This window comes from Streptodolium elevatio, assembly GCF_053592165.1.
In genome coordinates this window covers 120024-142717 of the sequence record NZ_JBSFVE010000020.1, presented here as the reverse complement: position 1 = coordinate 142717, position 22694 = coordinate 120024, and the positions used below count along the sequence as shown (strand labels likewise).

Here is a 22694-nt window from a genome sequence, read left to right as displayed (position 1 = left end):
CATCATGCGCGTGGGAATTCTGGGTGCGGGGCAGATGGCCGGTGCCCTCGGCGCCGGGTGGACGGAGGCGGGGCACGACGTCCTGCTCGGCGCACGTGCCGTCGGCAAGGCGGTCGGACTCGCCGAGGCGATTGCGGGGGAACAGTTCGGAGCGGCGGGGTCGGCGTCGGCGGACGGGCGGGCCGGCGGCACGATCCGTGGCGGCACACTTCGGGAAGCCGCCGAGTTCGGAGAGGTCCTGCTGCTTGCCGTGCCGGCGGCGGCCGTTGCGGAAGTCCTCGCCGCGGCCGGTGCGGCCGACAAGACCCTCGACGACCGGGTGCTCGTCGACTGCACGAACGCCTTCGCCCCCGATCAGGCGGCGAAGGAAGGCACGATGGCGTTCGTCCTGAGCGAGGATGCGCTCGCCGAGCGGATCGCCGCTCTTGCTCCCGGGGCACACGTCGTGAAGGCGTTCAACCTGTGTGCCGCCGAGGTCTGGCAGTCCGGGACGCGGATATTCGAGGACCGTCGTCTGGCCGTGCCGCTGTGCGGCGACGACCCCGACGCGGTGCTGCGGGTGGCCGCGCTGGTGTCGGATCTCGGGCTCGCGCCCGTCCACGCGGGCGACCTGGGCCGGGCGCGGTATCTGGAGGCCGCGTCGGCCTTCGTGGTGAGCCTGTGGTTCGCCGGGGAGGACGCGCGGGCGATGTTCCCGCCTCTGGAGGCCGCCTTCGCCGTTCCGGACGCGGGGGAGTGATCCAGGTGACGGGGAGTCGGGGTACGGCGAGTCGGGTGACGGCGAGTCGGGTGACGGTGAGACGAGTACCGCGAGCCCGGTGCCGCGGGCGGAACGGCTGTGAGCCGGATCGCGGGTGAGCGGACGGGCCGGCGCCGACGGGTGCGTGGACGGGCGGGAGCGGACGGGAAGGAGCGGATCGACACGAGCCTGGACCGTCCGTCATGCCATCGTGCCATCGTGATGTCACGACGTCGTGAGGGGAAACCCGGTGGTCCGACCCCGGCCCGCTGTTCATACTCGACCGGGTGTTCCTGACTCTTGCGACGACGCGACGACCGGCCACCGACCTCGGCTTTCTCCTGCACAAGCATCCCGAGAAGGCGCAGCGGTTCGGTGCCTCGCACGGCACTGCCCACGTGTTCTATCCCGAGGCGACGGAGGAGGGCTGCGAGGCGGCGCTGCTTCTCGACGTCGACCCCGTCGGGTTGGTGCGCGGCAGCCGCAAGGCGGGGGCGCCCCCGGATTTCGCGCTCGCCCAGTACGTGAACGACCGGCCCTACGCCGCGTCATCGCTCCTCGCGGTGGCGCTGGGGGCGGTGTTCCGGACCGCGGTGCAGGGACGCTGTGACGCCCGGCCCGAACTGGTCGACGAGCTGTGGCCGCTCGAGGTGACGGTGCCCGCACTGCCGTCCCGGGGCGGTGCCGCGATGGTCCGGGCGTTGTTCGAGCCGCTGGGCTGGACGGTCGAGACGGAGCCGGTCGTCCTGGACGCCCGGTTCCCCGAGTGGGGGGAGTCCCGGTACCTCCGGCTCCGCCTCACCGGGACCCTCCGCGTCGGCGAGGCGCTGCGGCATCTGTACGTCCTGCTGCCGGTGCTGGACGACGCGAAGCACTACTGGGTGTCGCCGGACGAGGTCGACAAGCTGCTCCGCGCGGGCGACGGGTGGCTCGCGGCGCACCCGGAGCGCACCGAGATCACCCGCCGCTATCTGTCCCGCCGTCCGGGGCTCACGCGGAGTGCGCTGGAGCGCCTGGCCGAGGTCGACGACGCCATGGCCGAGGAACTGGACAACGCCGTCCCGGAGGAGGAGACGGCCGGCCTTGCGGAGGAGCTCGCGGAGGCATCGGAGGCGACCGCAGCCGAACGACCCGCAGTCGAGCCGGACGCAACCGCCCCGACCAGGAGCGGGCAGGACGCGACGGAACACGAAACCGCTCGCACGGCACCGCAGGAGGGAGACGCGCGGGAGGCAACCGAGCAGGAGGTACGCGTACCCCTGTCCGTGCACCGGCGTACCGCGGTGCTCGGCGCGCTGCGTGCGGCCGGCGCCGCGCGGGTGCTGGACCTCGGCTGCGGGGACGGCAAGTTGCTCGTCGAGTTGCTGAGGGAACGACAGTTCACCGAGGTCGTGGGCGTCGACGTCTCGGTGCGGGCGCTCGGCATCGCGGCCCGGCGCCTCCGCCTGGACCGCATGGGGGAGCGGCAGCGTGCCCGGGTGCGGCTGATGCAGGGTGCGCTGACGTACACCGATGCCCGGCTGGGCGGCTTCGACGCGGCGGTGCTGTCCGAGGTGATCGAGCACGTGGACGAGCCGCGGCTGCCCGCGCTGGAGTACACCGTCTTCGGCTCGGCGCGACCCGGCGTGGTCGTGGTGACCACGCCCAATGTCGAGTACAACGTGCGGTACGCGCCGGAGGAGGAGGGCGGCCACGGTCTGGCCGCCGGGTCCTTGCGGCACGGCGACCACCGGTTCGAGTGGGACCGCGCCCGGTTCCGCGAGTGGGCCCGCGGCGTCGGTGAACGTTTCGGCTACGGCGTCGAGTTCGCGCCCGTGGGGGACGACGATCCGGACGTGGGACCGCCCACCCAGATGGCGGTGTTCACCGAGGTGGAGCCGAACCGCGCCGCAGGCGCGGGCCCGAACGACGTGAGCAAGGACGAGTCCGAGGAAGTGCCCGCATGACCCCCGTCGCGATCCCCGACCTGTGCCTTGTCGTCCTTGTCGGGACGACCGGTTCGGGCAAGTCCACGTTCGCCCGCGCGCACTTCAAGCACACCCAGGTGCTGTCCTCGGACTTCTTCCGCGGCATGGTCGCCGACGACGAGAACGACCAGGCGGCCTCGAAGGACGCCTTCGAGCTGCTGCACCACGTCGCCGGCAAGCGGCTCGCCGCCGGACGCCTGACGGTGGTCGACGCGACCAACGTGCAGCAGGGCGCGCGGGCCCAGCTCGTGCAGCTCGCCCGCGAACACGACGTGCTGCCGGTGGCGATCGTCCTCGACGTGCCCGAGCAGACCTGCTTCGAGCGCAACGCCGAGCGGCCGGACCGGGCACACCTCCCGCGCAACGTCGTCACCCGCCAGCGCAAGGACATGACCCGCTCGCTGCGGCACCTCCAGCGCGAAGGGTTCCGCAAGGTACACCACCTGCGCGGCGTCGAGGAGATCGACGGCGCGGTCGTCACGTACGAGAAGCGGTACAACGACCTGACGCACCTGACCGGGCCGTTCGACATCGTCGGCGACATCCACGGCTGCCGCGCGGAGCTGGAGTCGCTGCTCGGCAGGCTCGGCTACGGGATCGTCCGCGACGACGCGGGCCGGCCGGTCGACGCGGCGCACCCCGACGGCCGGACCGCCGTGTTCGTCGGCGACCTCGTGGACCGCGGCCCGGACACCCCCGGTGTGCTGCGCCTCGTCATGGGCATGGTGCGCGCGGGCCACGCCGTCTGCGTGCCGGGGAACCACGAGAACAAGCTGATGCGCGCGCTCAAGGGCCGCAAGGTCAGCGTCACGCACGGGCTCAAGGAGTCGCTGGAGCAACTGGACCGCGAGACGGACGAGTTCAGGTCCGAGGTGGCGGCGTTCTGCGACGGGCTGGTCAGCCACTACCTGCTCGACGAGGGACGTCTCGTGGTGGCGCACGCGGGCCTGCCGGAGAAGTACCACGGCCGCACCTCCGGCCGGGTGCGCAGCTTCGCGCTGTACGGCGACACGACAGGCGAGACGGACGAGTACGGCCTGCCGGTCCGCTACCCGTGGGCCGAGGAGTACCGAGGCCGCGCGATGGTGGTCTACGGCCACACGCCGATGCCTCGCGCCGAGTGGGTCAACAACACGATCTGTCTCGACACCGGGTGTGTGTTCGGCGGCGAACTGACCGCGCTGCGCTACCCGGAGCGCGAGCTTGTCGCGGTCCCGGCCGAACGCGTGTGGTACGAGCCGGTGCGGCCGCTCAAGTCCGAGGCCCCCGGCGGCCGGGACGGCCGTCCGCTCGACCTTGCGGACGTGCTGGTCCCGGACGACCCGATGGGACGGCGGGTCGTGGAGACGGAGACCGCCGGGCGCGTCATGGTCCGCGGCGAGAACGCCGCGGCCGCTTTGGAGGTGATGAGCCGCTTCGCGATCGACCCGCGGTGGCTGGTCTATCTGCCGCCGACGATGGCGCCCTGCGCGACGTCCGATGTGCCGGGGCTGCTGGAGCACCCCGCCAAGGCGTTCGCGCAGTACCGCGCGGACGGTGTGGCGGCGGTCGTGTGCGAGGAGAAGCACATGGGCTCGCGCGCGGTTGCGCTGGTGTGCCGGGACGCCGACGCGGCCAAGGACGCCTTCGGGGTGAGCGAGGGGAGCGGCGCGCTGTGGACCCGGACCGGCCGTTCCTTCCTCGCCACGCCGGAGCTGACCGAGGCCTTCCTCGCCCGGGTGCGGGCCGCCGTCGAGGCAGCGGGTCTGTGGGAGGAGCTGGACACCGACTGGCTGCTGCTCGACGCGGAGTTGATGCCGTGGTCGGCAAAGGCCGTCGAGTTGCTGCGGCGACAGTACGCGGCCGTCGGCGCCGCGGCGACCGCCGCCCTCCCCGAGGCCGTCCGGGCGCTGGCGCGTGCGGAGGCGCGGGGCGTCGACGTGGGCGAGTTGGCGGCCGCCACGGCGCGGCGCGAGGGCAACGCACACGCGTTCACCGAGGCGTACGGCCGCTACTGCTGGCCCGTCGACGGACTCGACGGGCTGCGGTTCGCACCGTTCCAGGTGCTGGCCGGGCGTGGGAGGGAGTTCACCGGCCACGGTCACGACTGGCATCTGGCGATGGCCGACCGGCTGGTGGCCGCCGACGCGTCGGGACTGCTGGCGCCCACCGCGCGTCTGATCGTCGAGGTGGCCGACGACGAGCAGGTGGCGGCGGGCGTGGCGTGGTGGGAGCAGCTCACCGCGGCGGGCGGCGAGGGCATGGTGGTCAAGCCGCTGGCCGGGGAGGGCGCGCGGGGCGCGGGTTCGCGGGTCCAGCCGGGGGTGAAGGTCCGCGGGGCGGAGTACCTGCGCATCATCTACGGGCCGGACTACCGCGAGCCGCACCACCTGGACCGGTTGCGCGGGCGGAACCTCGGACACAAGCGTTCGCTGGCGCTGCGCGAGCATGCGCTCGGTCTGGAATCCCTCGGACGGCTGAGTCGCGGCGAGCCTCTGTGGCGCGTGCACGAGCCGGTGTTCGCGGTCCTTGCGCTGGAGTCGGAGCCGGTCGACCCGCGGCTGTGACCCGGGCGGCCGCCCCCGCCGCGGCCCGCCGCGTCCACCACCGCCTGCCGCGTTTCCCCGCGGCTTCCCGCCTCCTCTCACCTCGTCCCACTTCCTTCCATCGCTCCACCCACCCCTTCACCCGCGTTCCCCAGGGCCCTGGTCCGCACGATGTGTGCGGACCAGGGCCCTGGTCGTGCCATGGCGGCGGGCCACCCGGTGGCGCAGAAACGGCGCGCCAGGAGGAGTGACGGGGCACCAGGTCGGGGTATCAGAAGCGCTGTTATCACCATCTATCCGTATTTATGGCCACCATCCTGTGTGCACCGGGTCGAGGGTCGCCGCGTCTCGTGGCCTCCGCATCCGGGGCGGCGCTCGCACGAAGGAGCAAGATCGCGAATGACGGGTTTGTCGGTAATCTGGCATAGCCCAATAAAAGGGACGTATGTGTCTCCTGGTGCGCGGGCCGTAGGAGGATCGCGATGAGCCACACGCCGGCTCCTTCGAGCGCGCCGAACACCGCGACCGCACCGGAGGGCGCCGGACCGGATGCCACCGGGACACTCGGCCTGGCCCAGGCCACCGCCCTCGTCATCGGCGGTGTGATCGGTACCGGGATCTTCCTGCTGCCGGCCACGCTGGCCCAGTACGGCACCGTCTCCATCCTCGCCTTCGGCCTGGTGTCCGTCGGCGCGATCCTCATCGCGATGATCTTCGGCAAGCTGGGCGCCCGCATCCCGGCGTCCGGCGGCCCGTACGCGTACGCCCGCGACGCGTTCGGCGAGTTCGCCGGCTTCCTCACCGCGTGGTCCTTCTGGCTCACCGCGTGGATCGGCAACGCGGGCATCGCCGTCGCGTGGGTCGGCTACGTCAACTACTTCCTGCACTGGGACTCGACCGCGGGCAAGATCCTCGTCGCGCTCGTCGGCCTCGCGGTCCCCGCGCTGATCAACCTGTCCGGCGTCAAGAACATGGGCGCGTTCCAGTTGATCACGACGGTCCTCAAGTTCGTGCCGCTCCTCTTCGTGGCGATCGTCGGCCTCTTCTTCCTCAAGGGCGCCAACTTCGGCCCGTTCAACGCGAGCGGCGGCAGCTTCCTCGACGCGCTGCAGACCTCCGCCGCGCTCGTGGTCTTCGCCTACTCCGGCATCGAGGCCGTCGCGATCGCCGCCGAGAAGGTCCGCGACCCCGAGCGCAACGTGGCCCGCGCCTCGGTGTTCGGCTGCCTCGCGTGCGCCGCGGTCTACATGCTGTCCACGGTCGCCATCATGGGCACCGTCCCGCACGGCGAACTCGTCGGCTCCACCGCACCGTTCTCGGACGCGCTCAACCACATGTTCGGTGGCAGCATCTGGGGCGACGTGATGGCCACCATGGCGATCATCTCCGGCATCGGCGCGCTCAACGGCTGGACCATGCTGGTGGCGGAGATGCCCTTCGCGGCGGCCCGCGACGGCATGTTCCCCAACGCCTTCACCCGAATGCGCAACGGGGTGCCGTACGTCGGCATCCTCGTCGGCACCACGCTCACCATCATTGTGATGGCGATGAACTACCTGTGGTCCGAGGACGCCTTCGAGGACATCCTGCTGCTGGCCACCGTGACGACCGTCATCCCGTACCTGTTCTCCGCCGCGGCCCAGCTGTTCTGGCTGGTCACCCGCGAGCGGGCGGTCAGCCGGGGCAAGCTGGCCAGGGACCTCACGGTGGCGATCGTCGGTCTCGCCTTCACCATCTGGATGGTCTACGGATCCGGCGCCGACGCCGTGCTGAAGAGTCTGATCCTGTTGTTGGTCGGCATCCCGGTCTACATCTGGGTCAAGGCGTCGCGCGGCGAGTACGGGCCCAACGAGGTCATGCACGACGCGTCCGGCAATGCGGTCGGCACGTTCCCCACCGACGGTCCCGAGCGCGGGCCGACCAAGTGACACCCGTCGCGCCACCCGCGCGGCGGCCCCGGAAAACCGCGGGAAACCCCCGCACTGCCAAGGAGGTTCCATGGGTTTCAACGTCCAGTCGGAGACCGGGCGGCTCAAGCAGGTCATCCTGCACCGACCGGACCTGGAGCTCAAGCGGCTGACCCCGACCAACAAGGACGAACTGCTCTTCGACGACGTCCTGTGGGTCAAGCGGGCCCGCGAGGAGCACGACGCGTTCGCCGACGCGCTGCGGGACCGGGGCATCACCGTCTACCTGTTCGCCGAACTCCTCAGGGACACCGTCGGCAGCGAGCCGGCCGCCAAGAAGCTGATCCTCGACCGGGTCTTCGACGAGCGCGCGTACGGCCTCCTCGCGGTCGACGAACTGCGCGGCCTGTTCGAGAACTTCGACACGGACACGCTGGTCACCCACCTCATCGGCGGCATCACCAAGCGCGAGGTCCTGGAGCACATCGAGGAGCCGCACAGCGTCGCCTTCCACACCATGGACCTCGACGACTTCGTGCTCATCCCGGTGACGAACCACCTGTTCACGCGCGACACCTCGGCCTGGGTCTACGACGGCGTGGCGATCAACGCGATGCAGATGCCGGCCCGCCGCCGCGAGACCGTGCACTTCGAGGCGATCTACAACTACCACCCGATGTTCGCCAAGGGCGACTACAACGTGTGGAACCCGGGGCAGTCCGCGTACCCCGCCACGATGGAGGGCGGCGACGTCCTGGTCATCGGCAACGGCGCGGTCCTGGTCGGGATGAGCGAGCGCACCACGCCGATGGGCGTCGAGGCGCTGGCCCGCGCGCTGTTCGCCAAGGGCTCGGCGAAGAAGGTCGTGGCGCTGCGCATGCCGAAGGCGCGCGCGTTCATGCACCTCGACACGGTCATGACGATGCTCAACGGCGAGACGTTCACGAAGTACGGCGGCATGGGCATGCTCCCCTCGTACACCATCGAACCGGGGGACGGCGACGACGAGCTGAAGGTCAGCGACCACCCGGCCGAGGACATGCACGACGCCATCGCCCGCGCGCTCGGCCTGGACAGCATCAACGTGCTGACCGCCACCCAGGACGTGCGCTCGGCGGAGCGCGAGCAGTGGGACGACGGCTGCAACGTGCTCGCGGTCGAACCCGGCGTGGTCCTCGCGTACGAGCGCAACGTCACCACCAACACGTTCCTGCGCAAGAACGGCATCGAGGTCGTCACCATCCGCGGCAGCGAACTGGGCCGGGGACGCGGCGGACCGCGCTGCATGAGCTGCCCCGTGGAGCGCGACCCGGTCGCCTGACCCCCCGAACCGCCCGAACGCACGAAGAGAAACACTGGAGACATGGCTTTCAACCTGCGTCACCGCAACTTTCTCAAGGAACTGGACTTCACTCCGCAGGAGTTCAAGTTCCTGATCGACCTCGCCGCCGACCTCAAGGCCGCCAAGTACGCCGGCATCGAGCAGAAGCGCCTCAAGGGCAAGAACATCGCGCTCATCTTCGAGAAGACCTCGACCCGCACCCGCTGCGCGTTCGAGGTGGCCGCGCACGACCAGGGCGCCAACGTCACCTACCTCGACCCGACCGGATCGCAGATCGGCCACAAGGAGTCGATGAAGGACACCGCGCGCGTCCTGGGCCGGATGTACGACGGCATCGAGTACCGCGGCTCCAAGCAGGAGTACGTCGAGGAACTGGGCAAGTACGCGGGCGTCCCCGTCTGGAACGGCCTCACCGACGAGTGGCACCCCACCCAAATGCTCGCCGACATGCTCACCATGAAGGAGCACTCGGACAAGCCGCTGCACCACGTCTCGTTCGCGTACCTCGGTGACGCCCGCAACAACATGGGCAACTCGCTCATGATCACCGCGGCGATGCTGGGCATGGACGTGCGCATGGTCGCCCCGAAGTCCCTCTGGAACGACGACGCGATCATCGCCAAGGCCAAGGAGATCGCGGCCAAGACCGGTGCGACGATCACCCACACCGAGGACGTCAAGCAGGGCGTCAAGGGCGTCGACTACCTCTACACCGACGTGTGGGTCTCGATGGGCGAGCCCAAGGAGGTCTGGGACGAGCGCATCGCGCTGCTCAAGCCGTACCAGATCAACATGGACGTGGTGAAGGCGACCGAGAACCCCAAGGTCAAGTTCATGCACTGCCTGCCGGCCTTCCACAACCGGCACACCCAGGTCGGCGAGGACATCTACGAGAAGACCGGCATGGAAGCCCTCGAGGTCACCGACGAGGTGTTCGAGGCGGACTTCTCGATCGTGTTCGACGAGGCCGAGAACCGCCTGCACACCATCAAGGCGATCATGGTCGCCACGCTCGGCGACTGACGCCCCGAAACCGCGTGCGCCCGGGCCCGCCCGGGTTCCCGGGCGTACGCGTCCCGGCGGCGTCCGGTGGCGTTCCGCCGCCGGCCCGGCGCCAGGCTCCACTGCGGTCCACCCCGCCCAGCCTGTGTCTGATTTCTCCGCATCAGTTGTTAAATCAGGCGGTATTCGGCCCCGCCCATTGTCCCCGGAAGGGAAGCGATCATCATGCGCGTCGTCGTCGCCCTCGGCGGAAATGCGATGCTCCAGCGTGGGGACAAGCCCGACGCGGACATCCAACTCGCCAACATCCGCAAGGCCGTCAAGTCGCTGGCCCCGCTCGCCGAGGAGCACGAGCTCGTCGTGACGCACGGCAACGGCCCGCAGGTCGGCATCCTCGCGCTCCAGTCCGCCGCCGACAAGTCGCTGACCATCCCGTACCCGTTCGACGTCCTCGGCGCCGAGACGCAGGGCATGATCGGCTACTGGCTGCTGCAGTCCCTGCAGAACGCGCTGCCGGGCCGCCAGGTCTGCGCGCTCATCAACCAGACCCTCGTCTCCGCCGCGGACCCCGCGTTCGAGAACCCGACCAAGTTCGTCGGACCGGTGTACGACGAGGCCGAGGCCACCGCCCTGGCCGCGGAACGCGGGTGGACCGTCAAGCCGGACGGGCAGTACTGGCGCCGCGTCGTCCCGTCGCCCCGGCCGCGCCGCGTCGTCGAGACACGGCTGATCCGGCAGTTGCTCAACTCCGGTGCCATCGCGGTGTGCGCGGGCGGCGGCGGCGTACCGGTCATGCGCAACGAACTGGGCCAGCTGGTCGGCGTCGAGGCCGTCGTCGACAAGGACCTCACCGCGTCCCTGCTCGCCGAGGCGCTGGACGCCGACGCGCTCCTGTTGCTCACCGACGTACCCCGCGTCATGCGCGGCTTCGGTACGCCGCAGGCCGAGGAGATCCCCAACGCCACCCCGGCGATCCTGCGCGCCGAGGACTTCCCGGCCGGCTCGATGGGCCCGAAGGTCGACGCCGTCTGCCACTTCGTCGAGATGACCGGCGACATGGCCGCGATCGGATCGCTGGAGCAGGCCGTCGACATCCTGGCGGGCAAGGCCGGCACCATCGTCACCCCCAGCGGCCAGTACCCCGAACGCAGCGTGCTCTGACCCGCGCCACCGCGCCGCCCGCACGACCGCGCGACCTGCGGAACCGGCGCGTCCGGCGGTGCGAGGTGCCGAGAAAGGGCGATGCCGCGCGAAGCGGCTAGCCGGAGCACCGCTGCCGACGATTTGGTGGACGTATGGCGGACCGAGACGGCGTATCGCAAGAGACACACGACGGCATATCCGCGGCGGCAGCAGCCCTCAACGCGGCCAACGCGGCCCAGCAGGCGGGTGATTCCGAACGGGAGATGAGGGAGCGGGTCTACGAGGCGCAGATCCGGGCGGAGCTCAACAGCGCGCCGGACCAGAGCATCGGCCTGGAACGCGAAGCCTGAAAGAGCGTCTGGTCCTGCGGATTGTGTTCGAATCGAGGGCCAGATGCCGCGCGGGCTCCGGGCAGGGCAGCTGATAGCTGCTGACGCGGGACCGTCGCCCGAGTACGCGAGACCTTCGCCAAGCTGCGCCGTCCGGAGCGTGACGCGTCGCCCTGGAGCCGTACGTGCCACCGCCTCCGGAACGCACCCCGCGCCGCCCCCGCCACACCGTTCGCCCAGGTACCCCGAGCAGACCTACTGCGTCCAGGAGTACCAGGCCGCCCCCAGCCCGATGTCTCGGTGCCCACCGTTGGTGGCGTGCACGACCAAGTGCCACGGCGCGCTGCGGGTCCTGCCCAAGCCCCAGGACCGTACAGGCGTCCGAGCCCGAGGTGCCGCCCAGCGGCCGGACGTTCGCGTGGCCCGACGCGGACAAGGGCATCGTCCACATCCGTGACCTGCCTTTGGCTGCCTGCCCCGACGGAGGCGGTGCGCCGTAGGGCGTCAGCGCGTCGTGTAGTAGACGTACCCGGCCAGGCCTCCCAAGACGATCAGATTCATGGCCATGACCTTGAGGCGGGCGGCAGGGGACATCGGCATGCGTGGCGGTGAGTACACCGGCCCGCCGCCGTAGTCCTGCTGCCCGCCCGAGCCGCCGCAGTTCGGGCACGGCTGCATCTGCTGTGCGCGCCCCGAACCACCACACCCGCCGCACGACATCTGGTCTTCCGGGTTCATCGACCAACGGCCGGAGCCCCCGCACCCCCCGCATATCCCGTCCATCGGCATCCAGCCATTGCCGCCGCAGGCCCCGCAACTCCCCACCCCGTCCTCCTCACCGAGATTGCCCTGAGCGTGCGGGATACGGGAGCAGAGGTCAACAACACCGAGGTGGGCTCGATGAGGCCGACTGTCGCGCGTGGCAGTGGAGAAGCGCATGGGGCACAAAGTCGACGGCGTCGAGGCCGTGTATTCGCACGTGTCGCCGGGCGTGCAGCGACGCATCGCGGCACTGCTTGAGCGCGCCTGGCAGAAGTCGCTGCGGGAGACAGGAGGAGCGTCAGGATGGCGCCTCGGAGAGTTGATCTCCCAGTCGATTCCCAGTCGATTTCGAGTCGATCGTTGTTGCGATGACGGGAGATTGTGGCAGTGGCCGCGGGGTTGAGACGGCAAGCGTCCATAAGGACCATGTGACATGCGGGTTCGTCGCTCTCCGCGGAGTGTCGATCAGGTCCCTCGCACGCGCGACTGCCGAAAAGGCTGTTCTGGTGTCACCATCACCCGTATGGCCGCTTCAGTGATGCCTGCCGCCGACACCCTCACCCGGACACTACTGGCCGCCCGCGAAGCCGATTGGGGCACGTGGACGCGCGACGACTTGGAGCGCGTCGTCGCCACGCTGTCATGGCGCACGGCGGCGCACGACTCCTCGGAACTGGATCCCGGCGTGCCGGGGTTGACGTGCCGGTGGGAGCCCGCCGACGACGCGGATCCTTGCCCGGCACTGCACTTCGAGGTGCCCATCCCGGTTCCCGCTCCGGGCCCTGACCTGCCGGCCCCCTCCGGACCGGGGCGCAATCTCGGCTTCGGCGCCGGGCTGTCCGGCGAGTCCTGGGGTCTGCCCGGCGCGGCGTTCCCCCGCGACCGGGAGCGCGAGTTGGACGCCGCGCACACCAGACTGGTCGCCGCGGTCACCGCCGCGATGGGACCGGCGCCCTGGCGCGGCGGTCCGGGGGCATGGCTGCGCTGGCGCAGCCGCACCATCACGCTGCGGCTCGCCCGCGACCACGCACGCGGCGCGCTGACCATGGAGCTGTTCCCCACGACCACGTGGGAGGCCCGCGAGCAGCGGCGGTTCGCGAGTGCCCCCGGGCTGACCGGGTTGCCGTACGCGTGGTGTGTCAGCCGCCCGGACATGGCACTCGCCGAGCTGTTCCTGCCGTTCGGCCCCGACCCGCGCGACTGGGACGACTTCGCCGTCGCGCTGCCGGAACTGCTCGCGTCCGCGGTCACCGACCTGCCGCTGGTGGGGTGGATCGAGCCGATACTGCTGGTGATCGGCGACGTCGCGCGTCCCAGCCGCACCGTCGAACTGCGCATCGGCCAGGACCGCCTCGAACTCGGCGGAATTCCGGGCCTGTCGCGCCAGGTCTGGCTGCGCCCGGGCGCCGAGCACGGCCGCCGCGCGGGCGGCCTGCTGCTGGACGCCTTCGCCCAGTGGGGTATCACCGCGGCGGCCGGCATGCGGGTGCGCGCGTGGACCAGCGGCGGCTACGTCGACTTCCCGGGGCTCGGCATACGCCCCGAGGGCACCCACCCCGACGACCTCACCTGACCGACGGCGCCCTCCGCGGCGCCCCCTACGACGTCTCCACGGCACCGGAACGGGACGTCGACGTCCGCGACGTCTGACCGCGTCCCTCCCGCTCCTGCGGGTGAATTCGCCGGGTCGAGTGCGGTTGCGTCCGGTAGTGTATGCGGCCTTGCCCGGGGTGCCGCGGCCGGATTCGACGGCGATTGCGCCGTATCAGGACCGCCGCGGCGAAACCAAGAGCGACCGACCCAACTGACGCCGTGCGTCGGGCACTTCGGCGTGCCCGGCGCCAGAGGAGTTCGTCATGCCGTCTGCCGCCGCATGCCCGCGACCACCTTCGTCCCGAAAGCCCGGCCCCTTCGGAAGGGGCCCGTACACGGACGCGGACCCGGATATTGACCCCGACTCCGGCCGCCCGTCGTCGAGCGCACGAGCCCTCTCCGACACCGTCCGCTGCTTCCTCGTCCTCGCCTCCGCCGGGTTCCGGCGCTATTCGACGTACCGCCAGGCGATGATCGCGGGCGTCTTCACCAACGTCGTGTTCGGCGCGATGCTCGTCGCCGTCCTGACCGCCGTCGCCGAAGCGGGCGGCGGCCGCCCGGGCGGCTACACCGCCGCCCAACTCGTCACCTTCGTCTGGGTCGGCCAAGGCCTGCTCAACGTCGTCTGGTTGTGGAACTGGAAGGAACTGGCCGACCGGGTGGCCGCCGGTGACGTGGCCTCCGACCTGCTGCGGCCGGTCGACCCGCTGGCCGCGTACGCCGCCGCCGACCTCGGCCGCGCGGCGCAGGCCCTGCTCGGCCGCCTGCTGGTACCCGTGGTGTTCGGGCTCGTCTTCTACACCATGTACCTGCCGCAACATGCCGTCACGTACCCGCTGTTCGCGGTGTCGGTGACGGCCGCCACGCTCGTCAGCTTCGCCGGGCGCTACCTCGTCAACCTGTCCGCGTTCTGGCTGCTCGACGTGCGCGGCCCGGCAATGCTGTGGACGCTCGCGGTCGGCATTCTCAGCGGCTCCTACTTCCCGCTGCGCTTCCTGCCGGAATGGGCGCAGTGGCTGCTGTGGTGCGGCACCCCGTTCCCCAGCGTCTTCCAGGTCCCGCTGGACGTCGCCGTCGAGCGCACCTCCGGAGCCACCGCCACCGCCACGGTGCTGCTGCAACTCGTTTGGGCCGCACTGATGTTCGCGCTGTGCGTGGTCGTGCAGCGCAGGGCCGTCGTCCGCCTGGTGGTGCAGGGTGGGTGACTCCGCACGGGCGTACCGGGAGCTGGTCCGCGCCCAGATCCGCAGCCAGAGCCAGTATCGACTGTCGTTCGCCCTGGACGCCGGGCTGACCTCGGTGATGACGCTCCTGGAGATCCTGACCGTCATCGTCCTGTTCCGCGTCACGCCCGAACTCGGCGGATTCTCGCTGCGGGAGGCCCTGCTCATCGCGGCGCTGTGCGAGTTCGGCTTCCACATCGCCGACCTCGCGGTCGGCAACATCGAGGACGTCAACCGCTACGTCCGCCTGGGCCTGATGGACAGCGTCCTGGTCCGCCCGCTGAGCCCGCTCGGCCAACTGCTCGCCACCGACTTCCCGTTCCGCAAGGTCGGGCGGGTGGCGCAGAGCGCGGCGCTGTACGTCGGGGTGCTCGTGTACGCGGACCTCGACTGGACGCCGGCCCGCGCGGTCCTCGCCGTCGTGGCGCCGCTGTCCGCCGCAGCGCTGTTCTCCGCCGTGTTCGTCGCGGGTGCCACGGTCGCCTTCTGGTGGATCGACTCGGGCGAGATCGCCAACGCGTTCACGTACGGGGGACGGCAGTTCGGCTCGTACCCCGTCACCGTCTACCCGTCGTGGCTGCGCTCGGTGTTCGCGTACGGCCTCGGCCTGGCGTTCGCCGGGTATCAGCCCGCCCTCGCCCTGCTCGGCCGCCCCGACCCGCTGGGCACCCCGGCATGGGTCGCATGGTGCACCCCCGCCGTCGCGGCGGTCGCGTGGACCGCCGCACTGCTGCTGTGGCGTACCGGAATCCGTCAGTACAGGAGCACAGGATCATGAGCCGTACCCCGCGCGTCACCCCGGCCATCCGCGCAACCGGGCTGCGCAAGGAGTTCACCGTCAAGCGCAAGGCGGGCCGACTGCGGCGCACCACCCACACGGTCGCCGCGGTGGCCGGTGTCGACCTGACCGTCGGACAGGGCGAGACCGTCGGCTACATCGGCCCGAACGGCGCCGGCAAGTCGACCACGCTCAAGATGATGACCGGCGTGTTGACGCCGAGCGGCGGCGAACTGAGCGTGTGCGGCGTCGAACCCGTGCCGCGCCGCAAGCAGCTGGCCCGCCGCATCGGCGTGGTCTTCGGGCAACGCTCGCAGCTGTGGTGGGACCTGCCGCTGCGCGAGTCGTTCCGGATGCTGCGGTACGTCTACGCGGTCCCCGAGGCCGAGCACGCGGAACGCCTCGCGGCCTGCCGCGAGCTGCTCGACCTCGACGCGTTCCTGGACACCCCGGTGCGTCAGCTGTCGCTCGGCCAGCGCATGCGCGGCGAGATCACCGCGGCGCTCCTGCACGGCCCCCGGGTGCTGTTCCTCGACGAGCCGACCATCGGCCTTGACGTGGTGAGCAAGCAGGCGCTGCGCGGGTTCCTCGCCGACCTCGGCGCGGGCGGCGACGTGACGATCATGCTCACCACCCACGACCTCGCCGACATCGAACGCCTGTGCCCGAGGCTCGTCGTGGTCGACCACGGCCGCGTCGTGCACGACGGCACCCTCGCCGAACTGCACGCGCGCCATGGGTCGCAGCGCCGCGTCGTGGTGGACCTGGACACTCCGTACGACGAACTGCCGCACGTACCCGGTGCCAAGGTCGACCGGGTCGAGGACGACGGCCACCGGGTGGTCTTCGCCCTCGACGGCGTTCCGGCGGGCGGCCTCATCGCGCGCCTGGCCCAGCAGGGCGGGCTGCGCGATGTGGCGGTGCTGGAGCCGGACATCGAGGAGGTCGTCGCCCGCTTGTACGCACGGGGCGCGTGACAAAGGTCCGGGCACTCGGCGCGCCCCCGTGGGACAGGGTTCCGCACTCCCTACGATGACGCACGGACTATTGCCATGAAAGCTCATCAAACCCGGTAATAGCCCCTACGTTCCCGAGCGGATGCAGAGGTCCTGTGGCCAGCACCAACGACGGCACGGAGCGGCACGATCCCCGCGGGACCCACGGCGCCGCGCCTCCATCGGGGCGCGCCGTCGTGGATCCGGTCGTCGCGGCGCTCGGGTTCGGCCTGGTCCTCGCGGTGGTCCTGTGGGGCGTGTTCGGGCAGGACTCTCTCGACAGCACCACCGGGACCGCGCTCACCTGGGCCATCGACAACTTCGGCTGGCTGTTCGTAGTGGCGGCCGACGTCTTCCTGCTGCTCGCGGTCTACCTCGCGCTGAGCCGCTTCGGGCGCATCCGGCTCGGCCGCGACGACGAGGAGCCGGAGTTCGGCACACTCGCCTGGGTCGCGATGATGTTCAGCGCCGGCATGGGCATCGGCCTGATGTTCTACGCCGTCGCCGAGCCCATCCAGCACTTCGCGGCACCTCCGCCGGGTTCCGGCGTCTCGGCCGGCACCGGCGGCGCCGCGGGGGCCGCGATGCAGTACACGCTGTTCCACTGGACGCTGCACCCGTGGGCGATCTACGCGGTCGCCGGCCTCGCGCTGGCGTACGCGACGTTCCGCATGGGCCGCGGCAACCGCGTCAGCTCGGCCTTCGTCCCGCTGCTCGGCGAGCGGGCGAACGGCCGTCCGGGGCAGGCGATCGACCTGCTCGCCATCTTCGCGACCGTGTTCGGCTCCGCGACGTCGCTCGGCCTCGGCGCGCTCCAGGTCGCCAAGGGCCTCAACCTGACCATGGACGTCAAGGACACCGAGAGCCTGGAAGTCGTCATCATCTGTGCGCTGACCGCGGCGTTCGTCGTGTCGGCGTTCAGCGGCATCCACCGCGGCGTCAAATGGCTGAGCACGGCCAACGTCGTGCTCGCCGTGCTCCTGATGGTCTTCGTGTTCGTCGTCGGACCGACCGTCTACATCCTGGGCGTGTTGCCCTCGTCCGTCGGCAACTACTTCCAGAACCTCACCACCATGGCCACGCGGACCGGGGCCTTCATCGGCACCGAGTGGCTGGGCACGTGGACGGTTTTCTACTGGGCGTGGTGGCTGTCGTGGGCGCCGTTCGTCGGCACTTTCATCGCCCGCATCTCGCGCGGCCGCACGGTCCGCGAGTTCCTGGTCGGCGTGCTCCTCGTGCCGAGCGGCGCCAGCACCGTGTGGTTCGCGGTGATGGGCGGCAGCGCGCTGCGCATCCAGCAGACCGGGGAGGCCGACCTCGTGGCGAAGACCGCCGAGGGGCCGGAGAGCGCGCTGTTCGCGATGCTCGACGCGATGCCGCTGTACGGGCTGACCGCCACCGTCGCGATGGTCCTGGTGGCGCTGTACTTCGTGACCGGCGCCGACTCCGCGTCCCTGGTCCTGGGCTCCCTCACCAGCAACGGATCGCTCAAGCCGCCCTCGTGGATCGTGGTGATCTGGGGCGTGCTCATCGGCGCGGTCGCCTCGGTGCTGCTCCTCGCGGGCGGCCTCGAGAGCCTCCAGCAGGCGACGATCCTGGTCGCCCTGCCGTTCGTCGTGGTGATGATGGCGCTGTGCGTCGCCCTCGTGAAGGAGTTGCGCGACGACCCCGCGGCCAAGCACGAACGCCGCAGGTCACGGCCGCGCGGCCTGTTCGAGGCGGTGCGGGTGACCGTCGGCGAGGACGCCGAGCCCGAGACGTACGATCGTCGCCACGGCGGCATCTGACCGGCACCCGAGCCCTCGGACCGCCCCGCGACAGGAAAGACGGAGGGGCCGCCGTGCTCATGGAAGAGGCGCGCGCGGAGCTGTGCGCGTACGGTCGGCGCGCGGTCGGCGAACGCTACGTCGTCGGCAGCTCGGGCAACCTGAGCGTGCGGGAGGGCGACCTCGTGGCCGTCACGCCGAGCGGTGTGCCGCTGGACAGGATGGCTCCCGGCGACTGCCCGGTGGTCGACCTCGCGGGCAAGGTCGTGGAAGGCGCGCACGCGCCGTCCTCCGAGACGCCGATGCACCTGGCGCTGTACGAGGCCGCGCCCGACGCCCGCGCCGTCGTGCACACGCACTCCGTCTTCGGCGCGGTGGTGTCGACGACGCGGACCGCCCTTCCGGCGATCCACTACAACGTGCTGCTGTTCGGCGGGCACGACGTACGCGTCGCGGAGTACGCCACGTACGGCACACCGGAGTTGGCCCGCAACGTACGCGCCGCGCTGCACGGCGGCCGGCATGCGGCGCTGCTCGCGAACCACGGCGGAGTGACCCTCGGCACCGACCTCGACGGGGCGTTCGAGCGCACCCGCATTCTCGAGTGGCTCTGCGAGGTCTACGTACGCGCCTGCGGCATGGGCGGGCCCCGCTTGCTCAGCGCCGACGAACTCGCCGATGTGGAACGGCGCATGACCATTTAGCCGGGAGATCGCCCGAAGGTGTGCGCCGCGCACCAATATGGGGCGCATGACGAAGTGGGAACCGCCGCCGCGGCATTCCGCCGCATCCGTCTACCGCCGGTCACGTCGGATCCAGCGGTTCTATGTGCCCGCGCAGGCGTGGGCCGATCAAGCGTGGGCCGACCAAGCAGGGGCCGACCGAGCGGGAACGGGCCGACCGGGAGCCGACCGGGCCGGGCACCCCGAACTCGGCGGCGGATACGTCGAACTGGACGTCGACGAGTGGGGGTTCGTCCGCGAACCGCCGCGCGATCGGCCGCCTGCCGCGATCCTCGCGACGGTCCTGCTGTTCATGTGGTCGGCCACGCTGGTGAGCGCCGTGGCGCTGGGCGTCGAGTTGGCCGTCGACGGCAACTGCGCGGACGGCATCGACGCGTGGTGGTGCACGGAGTTGGGCGCGCACTTCCGCCGCACGCTGCCGTGGGTGGCCGCCCCGGTGATCGGGGCGGCCGGAACGGTCGGGGTTGTCGTTGGCGGCCGACTGACGCGCCGGCTCGCGGTGTTCGGGTGGCTGGCCGGGCTGGTCGCCTTGTGGGTGGTCGTCCGCCTGCTGGTCGACGCCGACCCGGCCGCCTGGTGAGGCCCTTCCTTTCGGTGCGGGTCAGTGGAGGACGTCGACGACGATCCGGCTCGGGTTGGTGAGCGTGGTCGTGCGGATCTCCGTGACGCCGGCCTTGGTGGCGAACCCGACGTTGAGGTGGCCCTCGAAGTCGCAGGTGACCGCGAATCCGGTGACCTTCGTCAGGTGCGGCGTGTAGACGAGCCGGGCGCCGGGGTACGTCGAGTTGCCGTTCTCGTCGTGCGCGGCGGAGTTCGTGGTGATCTCGGTGTACTCGGTGCCGGTCAGCGGGACGGTCTGGCCCGAGCCGCAGTACTCCAGCTTGTCCGGGCCGCCGATCGAGCCGTAGGCGGGGAGACCGCCGGAGAAGTCGAGCACGATGCGGTCGAACGTGGCGTGCCTGCCGGTGCGGATGTTGGTCAGGTACGTCGGGGCGGGGACGGGCTCGCCGCAGACGGTCATCGGTGCGGCCGCGACGGTGCGCGGCACGGCGGCGGGGGTGGCGGCGTTCGCGGCGGTGACCGGGATGAGGGCCAAGGCGACGAACGTGCCGGCCGCCGCGGTCGCGACGGCGGAGCGGGTCGTACGGGAAACGCGTGCGCGCCGCCGCGGAGGCGACGGGGCGGTGCCGGTGGGGGACAGGTGCACGGGGGACCTCCCGCGGATCGTTCAGGTGCGGAGCGCGCCTGTGTCTTCCTAAGACGCGTTGGGCGTCTCGCCCGGTTGCTCCGGTTAGTCAGATTCGGTGATGTTAAGTCGATCTTGTCCGTTCGGGTGGTGGTTGCGCCCGGACTTTCACTCGTGTGGATGAATAGGGGCGTTCTGACTGGCGTGCGGTCGCGGCGCGCGTCAACGTACTCCGGGACACGGCGCCGTCGGCGCCGCCACGGGAACTTCTGGAGGCTGTTGCATGGATCGGCGCCGCGTCGGATCCTGGTGTGCCGTCGTCGTCCTGGCCGCGGGTGCGGCCACGGCGTGCGGCGGAGGCGCCGACGAGAAGGTCGCCCCGGCGGGCAACGTCCCGGCGCCCGGCGCGGTCCCCGCGGAGGACCCCGCGGGCGGCGCGGCTCCGGGCAAGGCCCCCGCGGGAGGCGACAACTCCCGCCCCGGCCCCCGCACTCCGGCGCCCGCGCCCGCACCGGGCGACCGGCACAGCGGCGTCCCGCTCCCGCCCGTCGAAGCGGCGTCGGTACGCCCGGAGGAGCCGTCCTTCGGCGGCGCCGACGACCTGCCCGACCCGCCGGCGCCGCCGTCGGCCGGCGGGCCGCCCAGCGACCCGGTTGACCCGCCCACCCCCCCTGTGACCCCGGCGCCCTCGGCTCCTCCCACCTCCGCCCCGCCCGCCCCGAGCCCCGAGGCGTCGCCCGGCAAGACCTGACCGCCGCGTCCGCGGAGCGGCGGCGGGGCGCACGGCGGAGCGTTGGCTAGGGTCGACGCATCTGCCGGGCTGCGTCGAGGAGAGTGGCATGGCCGGATCCAGCGCCGAGGTCATGTGGGACGTCCCCGGCTCGTTCGCCTGGGGCGTCTTCCACGAGCGGCATCCCCGACTGATCCACCAACTCGGCACCGACCTGCCGTTGACCGCCGAACAGCGGCATGCGCTGGGGCAGTTGCTCGACGAGACGCTGACCGGAACGGTACGCCCGCTGCCGGCCGACGCGCCGGACGCCGGACGCTGGGCCGCCTGGGGTGCCGGACGCTACGGCCGCCCGTGGGGCGAGACGTCGTTCCTCTGGGCGGAGAGCTACTTCTACCGGCGGCTGCTCAGCGCGCTCGGCTACTTCGACCAGGGAACCTGGCACGGTCTCGACCCGTTCGGTCCCGCGAAGGCGGCCGAACTGCACGGCGGAGCCGTGGACGCCGAGTTGGCGGGCCTCGACGACCTCCCCGAGTCCGCACCGGGATCCGCCGGCGGCCGCGCGCTCGGCGACGCGCTGCTGACCGCCTCGCTCTGGGGCAACCGCGCCGACCTCGGATTCCGCATCACGGCGGGCCGGGGGAGCGGGCCGGACGGGCCGCTGCTCGCCGACGGGCGCGAGGCGATCTGGAAGCACCTCGCCGCGCGTCCGGGACGCGTCTGCCTGGTCGCCGACAACGCCGGACCGGAACTCCTCCCGGACCTCGTCCTGGTCGACCACCTGCTGCACACCGGCCTCGCCGAAGCGGTCGTCCTGCACGTCAAGCCGCACCCCTACTACGTGTCCGACGCGACACCCGCGGACACGTACGCCTGCCTGCGCCGCCTCCGCTCGGCATCCGGCGCCGCCGCGGAGGTGGGGGAACGCCTGTGGCGGGAGGTCGAGTCCAGTTGCCTGGTGGTGCGTGCGCACCCGTTCTCGTGCGCGCCCCTGGGGTACGCGGACATGCCCGACGACCTCCGCCGCGACTTCGCCGCCGCCACGCTCACCGTCATGAAGGGCGACCTCAACTACCGCCGCCTGGTCGGCGACCGGCACTGGCCGGCCACCCGGCCCTTCGCGGACGCCGTCGCCCACTTCCCGGGACCGGTCGCCGCGCTCCGCACCCTCAAGTCCGACGTCGCCGTCGGCCTCGACGCCGCGACGGAAGCCCGCCTCGACGCCGACGAGCCCGGGTGGCGCACGAGCGGACGCCACGCACTGATCCAAGCCCGACTCTGACGGCGCGGCCGCGGCGTCCGGAGAAGCGCCGTCCTCCGCCCGGCGAGGTCGGTGTGCGCTGGTACCGTCCACGGCGCCCCGCTCGAAGGCGAGGACTTGTTCTCGATGACCAATGGCAGGGCGACGAGTTCTTCGTGATGCGCTCCGCGGCGGGCGCCTATATTCGCGGCTTCGACCACGAGTCACCCATGAGCCGGTACGGCCAGGACGCGCCGTGGCCGGGATTGGTCGACTCAGTGCCGGAGATGTTCCGACCGTACGTCGAGGTACCGGCCTTCTGCGATCCATACGGCACGCCGCTGCTCACCGCGTGCTTGCGGCGCACCCATGCCGACGCGGAGTGGCAGGTCGGCGACGTCGAGTTCCCGGAAGGCACATCTGGCGACCCCGATGGGGTCGCACACCTCTTCGAGCTGTTCCTCGACCGCGACCCCGAGGCGTTCCGGGCGTTTGCCGAGGACTACTACGCGGTGGAGCTCGACGCGGCGGCGCTCCGCCACGTGTTCGAACTTCGGCCGCTGACCGAGGACATCGTCATGCGCCTGAACCCCGAAGCGCGACTGGTGGACCTGGCCGACGTCATCGCCGCCGTCGACTGGCCGACCCCGATCCCGACGCCGACCCCGATCCCGACGCCGATCCCGACCCTGTCTCTCCGCCCCTGACCCGGACTGCTCTCCGG

General features: G+C 71.3%; 20 protein-coding genes. 18 read left to right on the top strand and 2 right to left on the bottom strand.

Annotated elements, in window-relative coordinates; all coding sequences use genetic code 11:
• Positions 1-4: 4 nt before the first annotated feature.
• The 8 genes from ACWD12_RS30930 (at position 5) to ACWD12_RS30895 (ending at position 10975) form a co-directional block, all read left to right on the top strand.
• Positions 5-739, top strand: coding sequence for an NADPH-dependent F420 reductase (locus ACWD12_RS30930; RefSeq protein ID WP_450102314.1), 735 nt, complete (start codon positions 5-7; stop codon positions 737-739).
• Positions 740-1026: 287 nt separating this feature from the next.
• Positions 1027-2685 carry a 3' terminal RNA ribose 2'-O-methyltransferase Hen1 gene (locus tag ACWD12_RS30925; RefSeq protein WP_450102313.1) on the top strand — a complete coding sequence of 553 codons (1659 nt, stop codon included), beginning with the start codon at positions 1027-1029 and terminating at the stop codon, positions 2683-2685.
• Complete coding sequence (locus ACWD12_RS30920; protein ID WP_450102312.1) at positions 2682-5252, top strand: polynucleotide kinase-phosphatase; 2571 nt, start codon at positions 2682-2684, stop codon at positions 5250-5252. The genes ACWD12_RS30925 and ACWD12_RS30920 overlap by 4 nt, the downstream gene beginning before the upstream one ends.
• A 461-nt stretch (positions 5253-5713) precedes the next feature.
• Positions 5714-7159, top strand: a complete 1446-nt coding sequence (locus ACWD12_RS30915; protein WP_450102311.1) for an amino acid permease — start codon at positions 5714-5716, stop codon at positions 7157-7159.
• Between the two features lie 70 nt (positions 7160-7229).
• A complete protein-coding gene (locus ACWD12_RS30910) occupies positions 7230-8459 on the top strand; it encodes an arginine deiminase (protein ID WP_358360601.1) in 1230 nt (409 codons plus the stop codon).
• Between the two features lie 42 nt (positions 8460-8501).
• Entirely contained in the window at positions 8502-9503 is a 1002-nt protein-coding gene (argF, locus tag ACWD12_RS30905) for an ornithine carbamoyltransferase (RefSeq protein ID WP_450102310.1), read from the top strand.
• Between the two features lie 204 nt (positions 9504-9707).
• A complete protein-coding gene (gene arcC, locus ACWD12_RS30900; protein ID WP_358360595.1) occupies positions 9708-10643 on the top strand; it encodes a carbamate kinase in 936 nt (311 codons plus the stop codon).
• A gap of 134 nt (positions 10644-10777) precedes the next feature.
• A complete protein-coding gene (locus ACWD12_RS30895) occupies positions 10778-10975 on the top strand; it encodes a hypothetical protein (protein WP_450102309.1) in 198 nt (65 codons plus the stop codon).
• A gap of 483 nt (positions 10976-11458) precedes the next feature.
• Here ACWD12_RS30895 and ACWD12_RS30890 read toward each other — a convergent pair whose 3' ends face one another.
• Positions 11459-11692, bottom strand: a complete 234-nt coding sequence (locus ACWD12_RS30890; RefSeq protein WP_450102308.1) for a hypothetical protein — start codon at positions 11690-11692, stop codon at positions 11459-11461.
• 547 nt (positions 11693-12239) lie between these two features.
• Here ACWD12_RS30890 and ACWD12_RS30885 point away from each other — a divergent pair.
• The 7 genes from ACWD12_RS30885 to ACWD12_RS30855 all read left to right on the top strand — a co-directional run bounded on the left by ACWD12_RS30885 (position 12240) and on the right by ACWD12_RS30855 (position 19394).
• Positions 12240-13289, top strand: coding sequence for a hypothetical protein (locus ACWD12_RS30885; RefSeq protein ID WP_450102307.1), 1050 nt, complete (start codon positions 12240-12242; stop codon positions 13287-13289).
• 283 nt (positions 13290-13572) lie between these two features.
• Positions 13573-14514 (top strand): ABC transporter permease, encoded by a 942-nt coding sequence (locus ACWD12_RS30880; protein ID WP_450102306.1) that lies wholly within the window; start codon positions 13573-13575, stop codon positions 14512-14514.
• Complete coding sequence (locus tag ACWD12_RS30875) at positions 14507-15310, top strand: ABC transporter permease (RefSeq protein ID WP_450102305.1); 804 nt, start codon at positions 14507-14509, stop codon at positions 15308-15310. Before ACWD12_RS30880 ends, ACWD12_RS30875 begins: the two co-directional genes overlap by 8 nt.
• A complete protein-coding gene (locus ACWD12_RS30870) occupies positions 15307-16287 on the top strand; it encodes an ABC transporter ATP-binding protein (RefSeq protein WP_450102304.1) in 981 nt (326 codons plus the stop codon). Before ACWD12_RS30875 ends, ACWD12_RS30870 begins: the two co-directional genes overlap by 4 nt.
• 134 nt (positions 16288-16421) lie before the next feature.
• Positions 16422-18092, top strand: a complete 1671-nt coding sequence (locus ACWD12_RS30865) for a BCCT family transporter (protein ID WP_450102303.1) — start codon at positions 16422-16424, stop codon at positions 18090-18092.
• Positions 18093-18151: 59 nt separating this feature from the next.
• Positions 18152-18775, top strand: a complete 624-nt coding sequence (locus ACWD12_RS30860) for a class II aldolase/adducin family protein (RefSeq protein ID WP_450102342.1) — start codon at positions 18152-18154, stop codon at positions 18773-18775.
• A gap of 46 nt (positions 18776-18821) precedes the next feature.
• Positions 18822-19394 carry a hypothetical protein gene (locus tag ACWD12_RS30855; protein ID WP_450102302.1) on the top strand — a complete coding sequence of 191 codons (573 nt, stop codon included), beginning with the start codon at positions 18822-18824 and terminating at the stop codon, positions 19392-19394.
• 21 nt (positions 19395-19415) lie between these two features.
• Here ACWD12_RS30855 and ACWD12_RS30850 read toward each other — a convergent pair whose 3' ends face one another.
• Positions 19416-20021, bottom strand: coding sequence for an AMIN-like domain-containing (lipo)protein (locus ACWD12_RS30850; protein WP_358360576.1), 606 nt, complete (start codon positions 20019-20021; stop codon positions 19416-19418).
• 262 nt (positions 20022-20283) lie between these two features.
• Here ACWD12_RS30850 and ACWD12_RS30845 point away from each other — a divergent pair, with 262 nt between their 5' ends.
• From ACWD12_RS30845 to ACWD12_RS30835, 3 genes are all read left to right on the top strand, one after another.
• Positions 20284-20751 carry a hypothetical protein gene (locus ACWD12_RS30845; protein ID WP_450102301.1) on the top strand — a complete coding sequence of 156 codons (468 nt, stop codon included), beginning with the start codon at positions 20284-20286 and terminating at the stop codon, positions 20749-20751.
• Between the two features lie 88 nt (positions 20752-20839).
• Positions 20840-22012 (top strand): damage-control phosphatase ARMT1 family protein, encoded by a 1173-nt coding sequence (locus ACWD12_RS30840; protein ID WP_450102300.1) that lies wholly within the window; start codon positions 20840-20842, stop codon positions 22010-22012.
• A gap of 134 nt (positions 22013-22146) precedes the next feature.
• On the top strand, positions 22147-22677 hold the full coding sequence (locus ACWD12_RS30835; RefSeq protein WP_450102299.1) for a hypothetical protein: 531 nt from the start codon (positions 22147-22149) through the stop codon (positions 22675-22677).
• Positions 22678-22694 lie beyond the last annotated feature (17 nt).

What these genes read in the sequence shown, in the direction of transcription:
- ACWD12_RS30840 (WP_450102300.1), top strand. Translation starts at nt 20,840, where the DNA reads ATGGCCGGATCCAGCGCCGAGGTCATGTGGGACGTCCCCGGCTCGTTC.
- arcC (WP_358360595.1), top strand. Translation starts at nt 9,708, where the DNA reads ATGCGCGTCGTCGTCGCCCTCGGCGGAAATGCGATGCTCCAGCGTGGG.
- ACWD12_RS30870 (WP_450102304.1), top strand. Translation starts at nt 15,307, where the DNA reads ATGAGCCGTACCCCGCGCGTCACCCCGGCCATCCGCGCAACCGGGCTG.
- ACWD12_RS30920 (WP_450102312.1), top strand. Translation starts at nt 2,682, where the DNA reads ATGACCCCCGTCGCGATCCCCGACCTGTGCCTTGTCGTCCTTGTCGGG.
- ACWD12_RS30915 (WP_450102311.1), top strand. Translation starts at nt 5,714, where the DNA reads ATGAGCCACACGCCGGCTCCTTCGAGCGCGCCGAACACCGCGACCGCA.
- ACWD12_RS30845 (WP_450102301.1), top strand. Translation starts at nt 20,284, where the DNA reads ATGGATCGGCGCCGCGTCGGATCCTGGTGTGCCGTCGTCGTCCTGGCC.
- ACWD12_RS30885 (WP_450102307.1), top strand. Translation starts at nt 12,240, where the DNA reads ATGGCCGCTTCAGTGATGCCTGCCGCCGACACCCTCACCCGGACACTA.
- ACWD12_RS30890 (WP_450102308.1), bottom strand. Translation starts at nt 11,692, where the DNA reads ATGAACCCGGAAGACCAGATGTCGTGCGGCGGGTGTGGTGGTTCGGGG.
- argF (WP_450102310.1), top strand. Translation starts at nt 8,502, where the DNA reads ATGGCTTTCAACCTGCGTCACCGCAACTTTCTCAAGGAACTGGACTTC.
- ACWD12_RS30930 (WP_450102314.1), top strand. Translation starts at nt 5, where the DNA reads ATGCGCGTGGGAATTCTGGGTGCGGGGCAGATGGCCGGTGCCCTCGGC.
- ACWD12_RS30860 (WP_450102342.1), top strand. Translation starts at nt 18,152, where the DNA reads ATGGAAGAGGCGCGCGCGGAGCTGTGCGCGTACGGTCGGCGCGCGGTC.
- ACWD12_RS30895 (WP_450102309.1), top strand. Translation starts at nt 10,778, where the DNA reads ATGGCGGACCGAGACGGCGTATCGCAAGAGACACACGACGGCATATCC.
- ACWD12_RS30910 (WP_358360601.1), top strand. Translation starts at nt 7,230, where the DNA reads ATGGGTTTCAACGTCCAGTCGGAGACCGGGCGGCTCAAGCAGGTCATC.
- ACWD12_RS30880 (WP_450102306.1), top strand. Translation starts at nt 13,573, where the DNA reads ATGCCGTCTGCCGCCGCATGCCCGCGACCACCTTCGTCCCGAAAGCCC.
- ACWD12_RS30855 (WP_450102302.1), top strand. Translation starts at nt 18,822, where the DNA reads ATGACGAAGTGGGAACCGCCGCCGCGGCATTCCGCCGCATCCGTCTAC.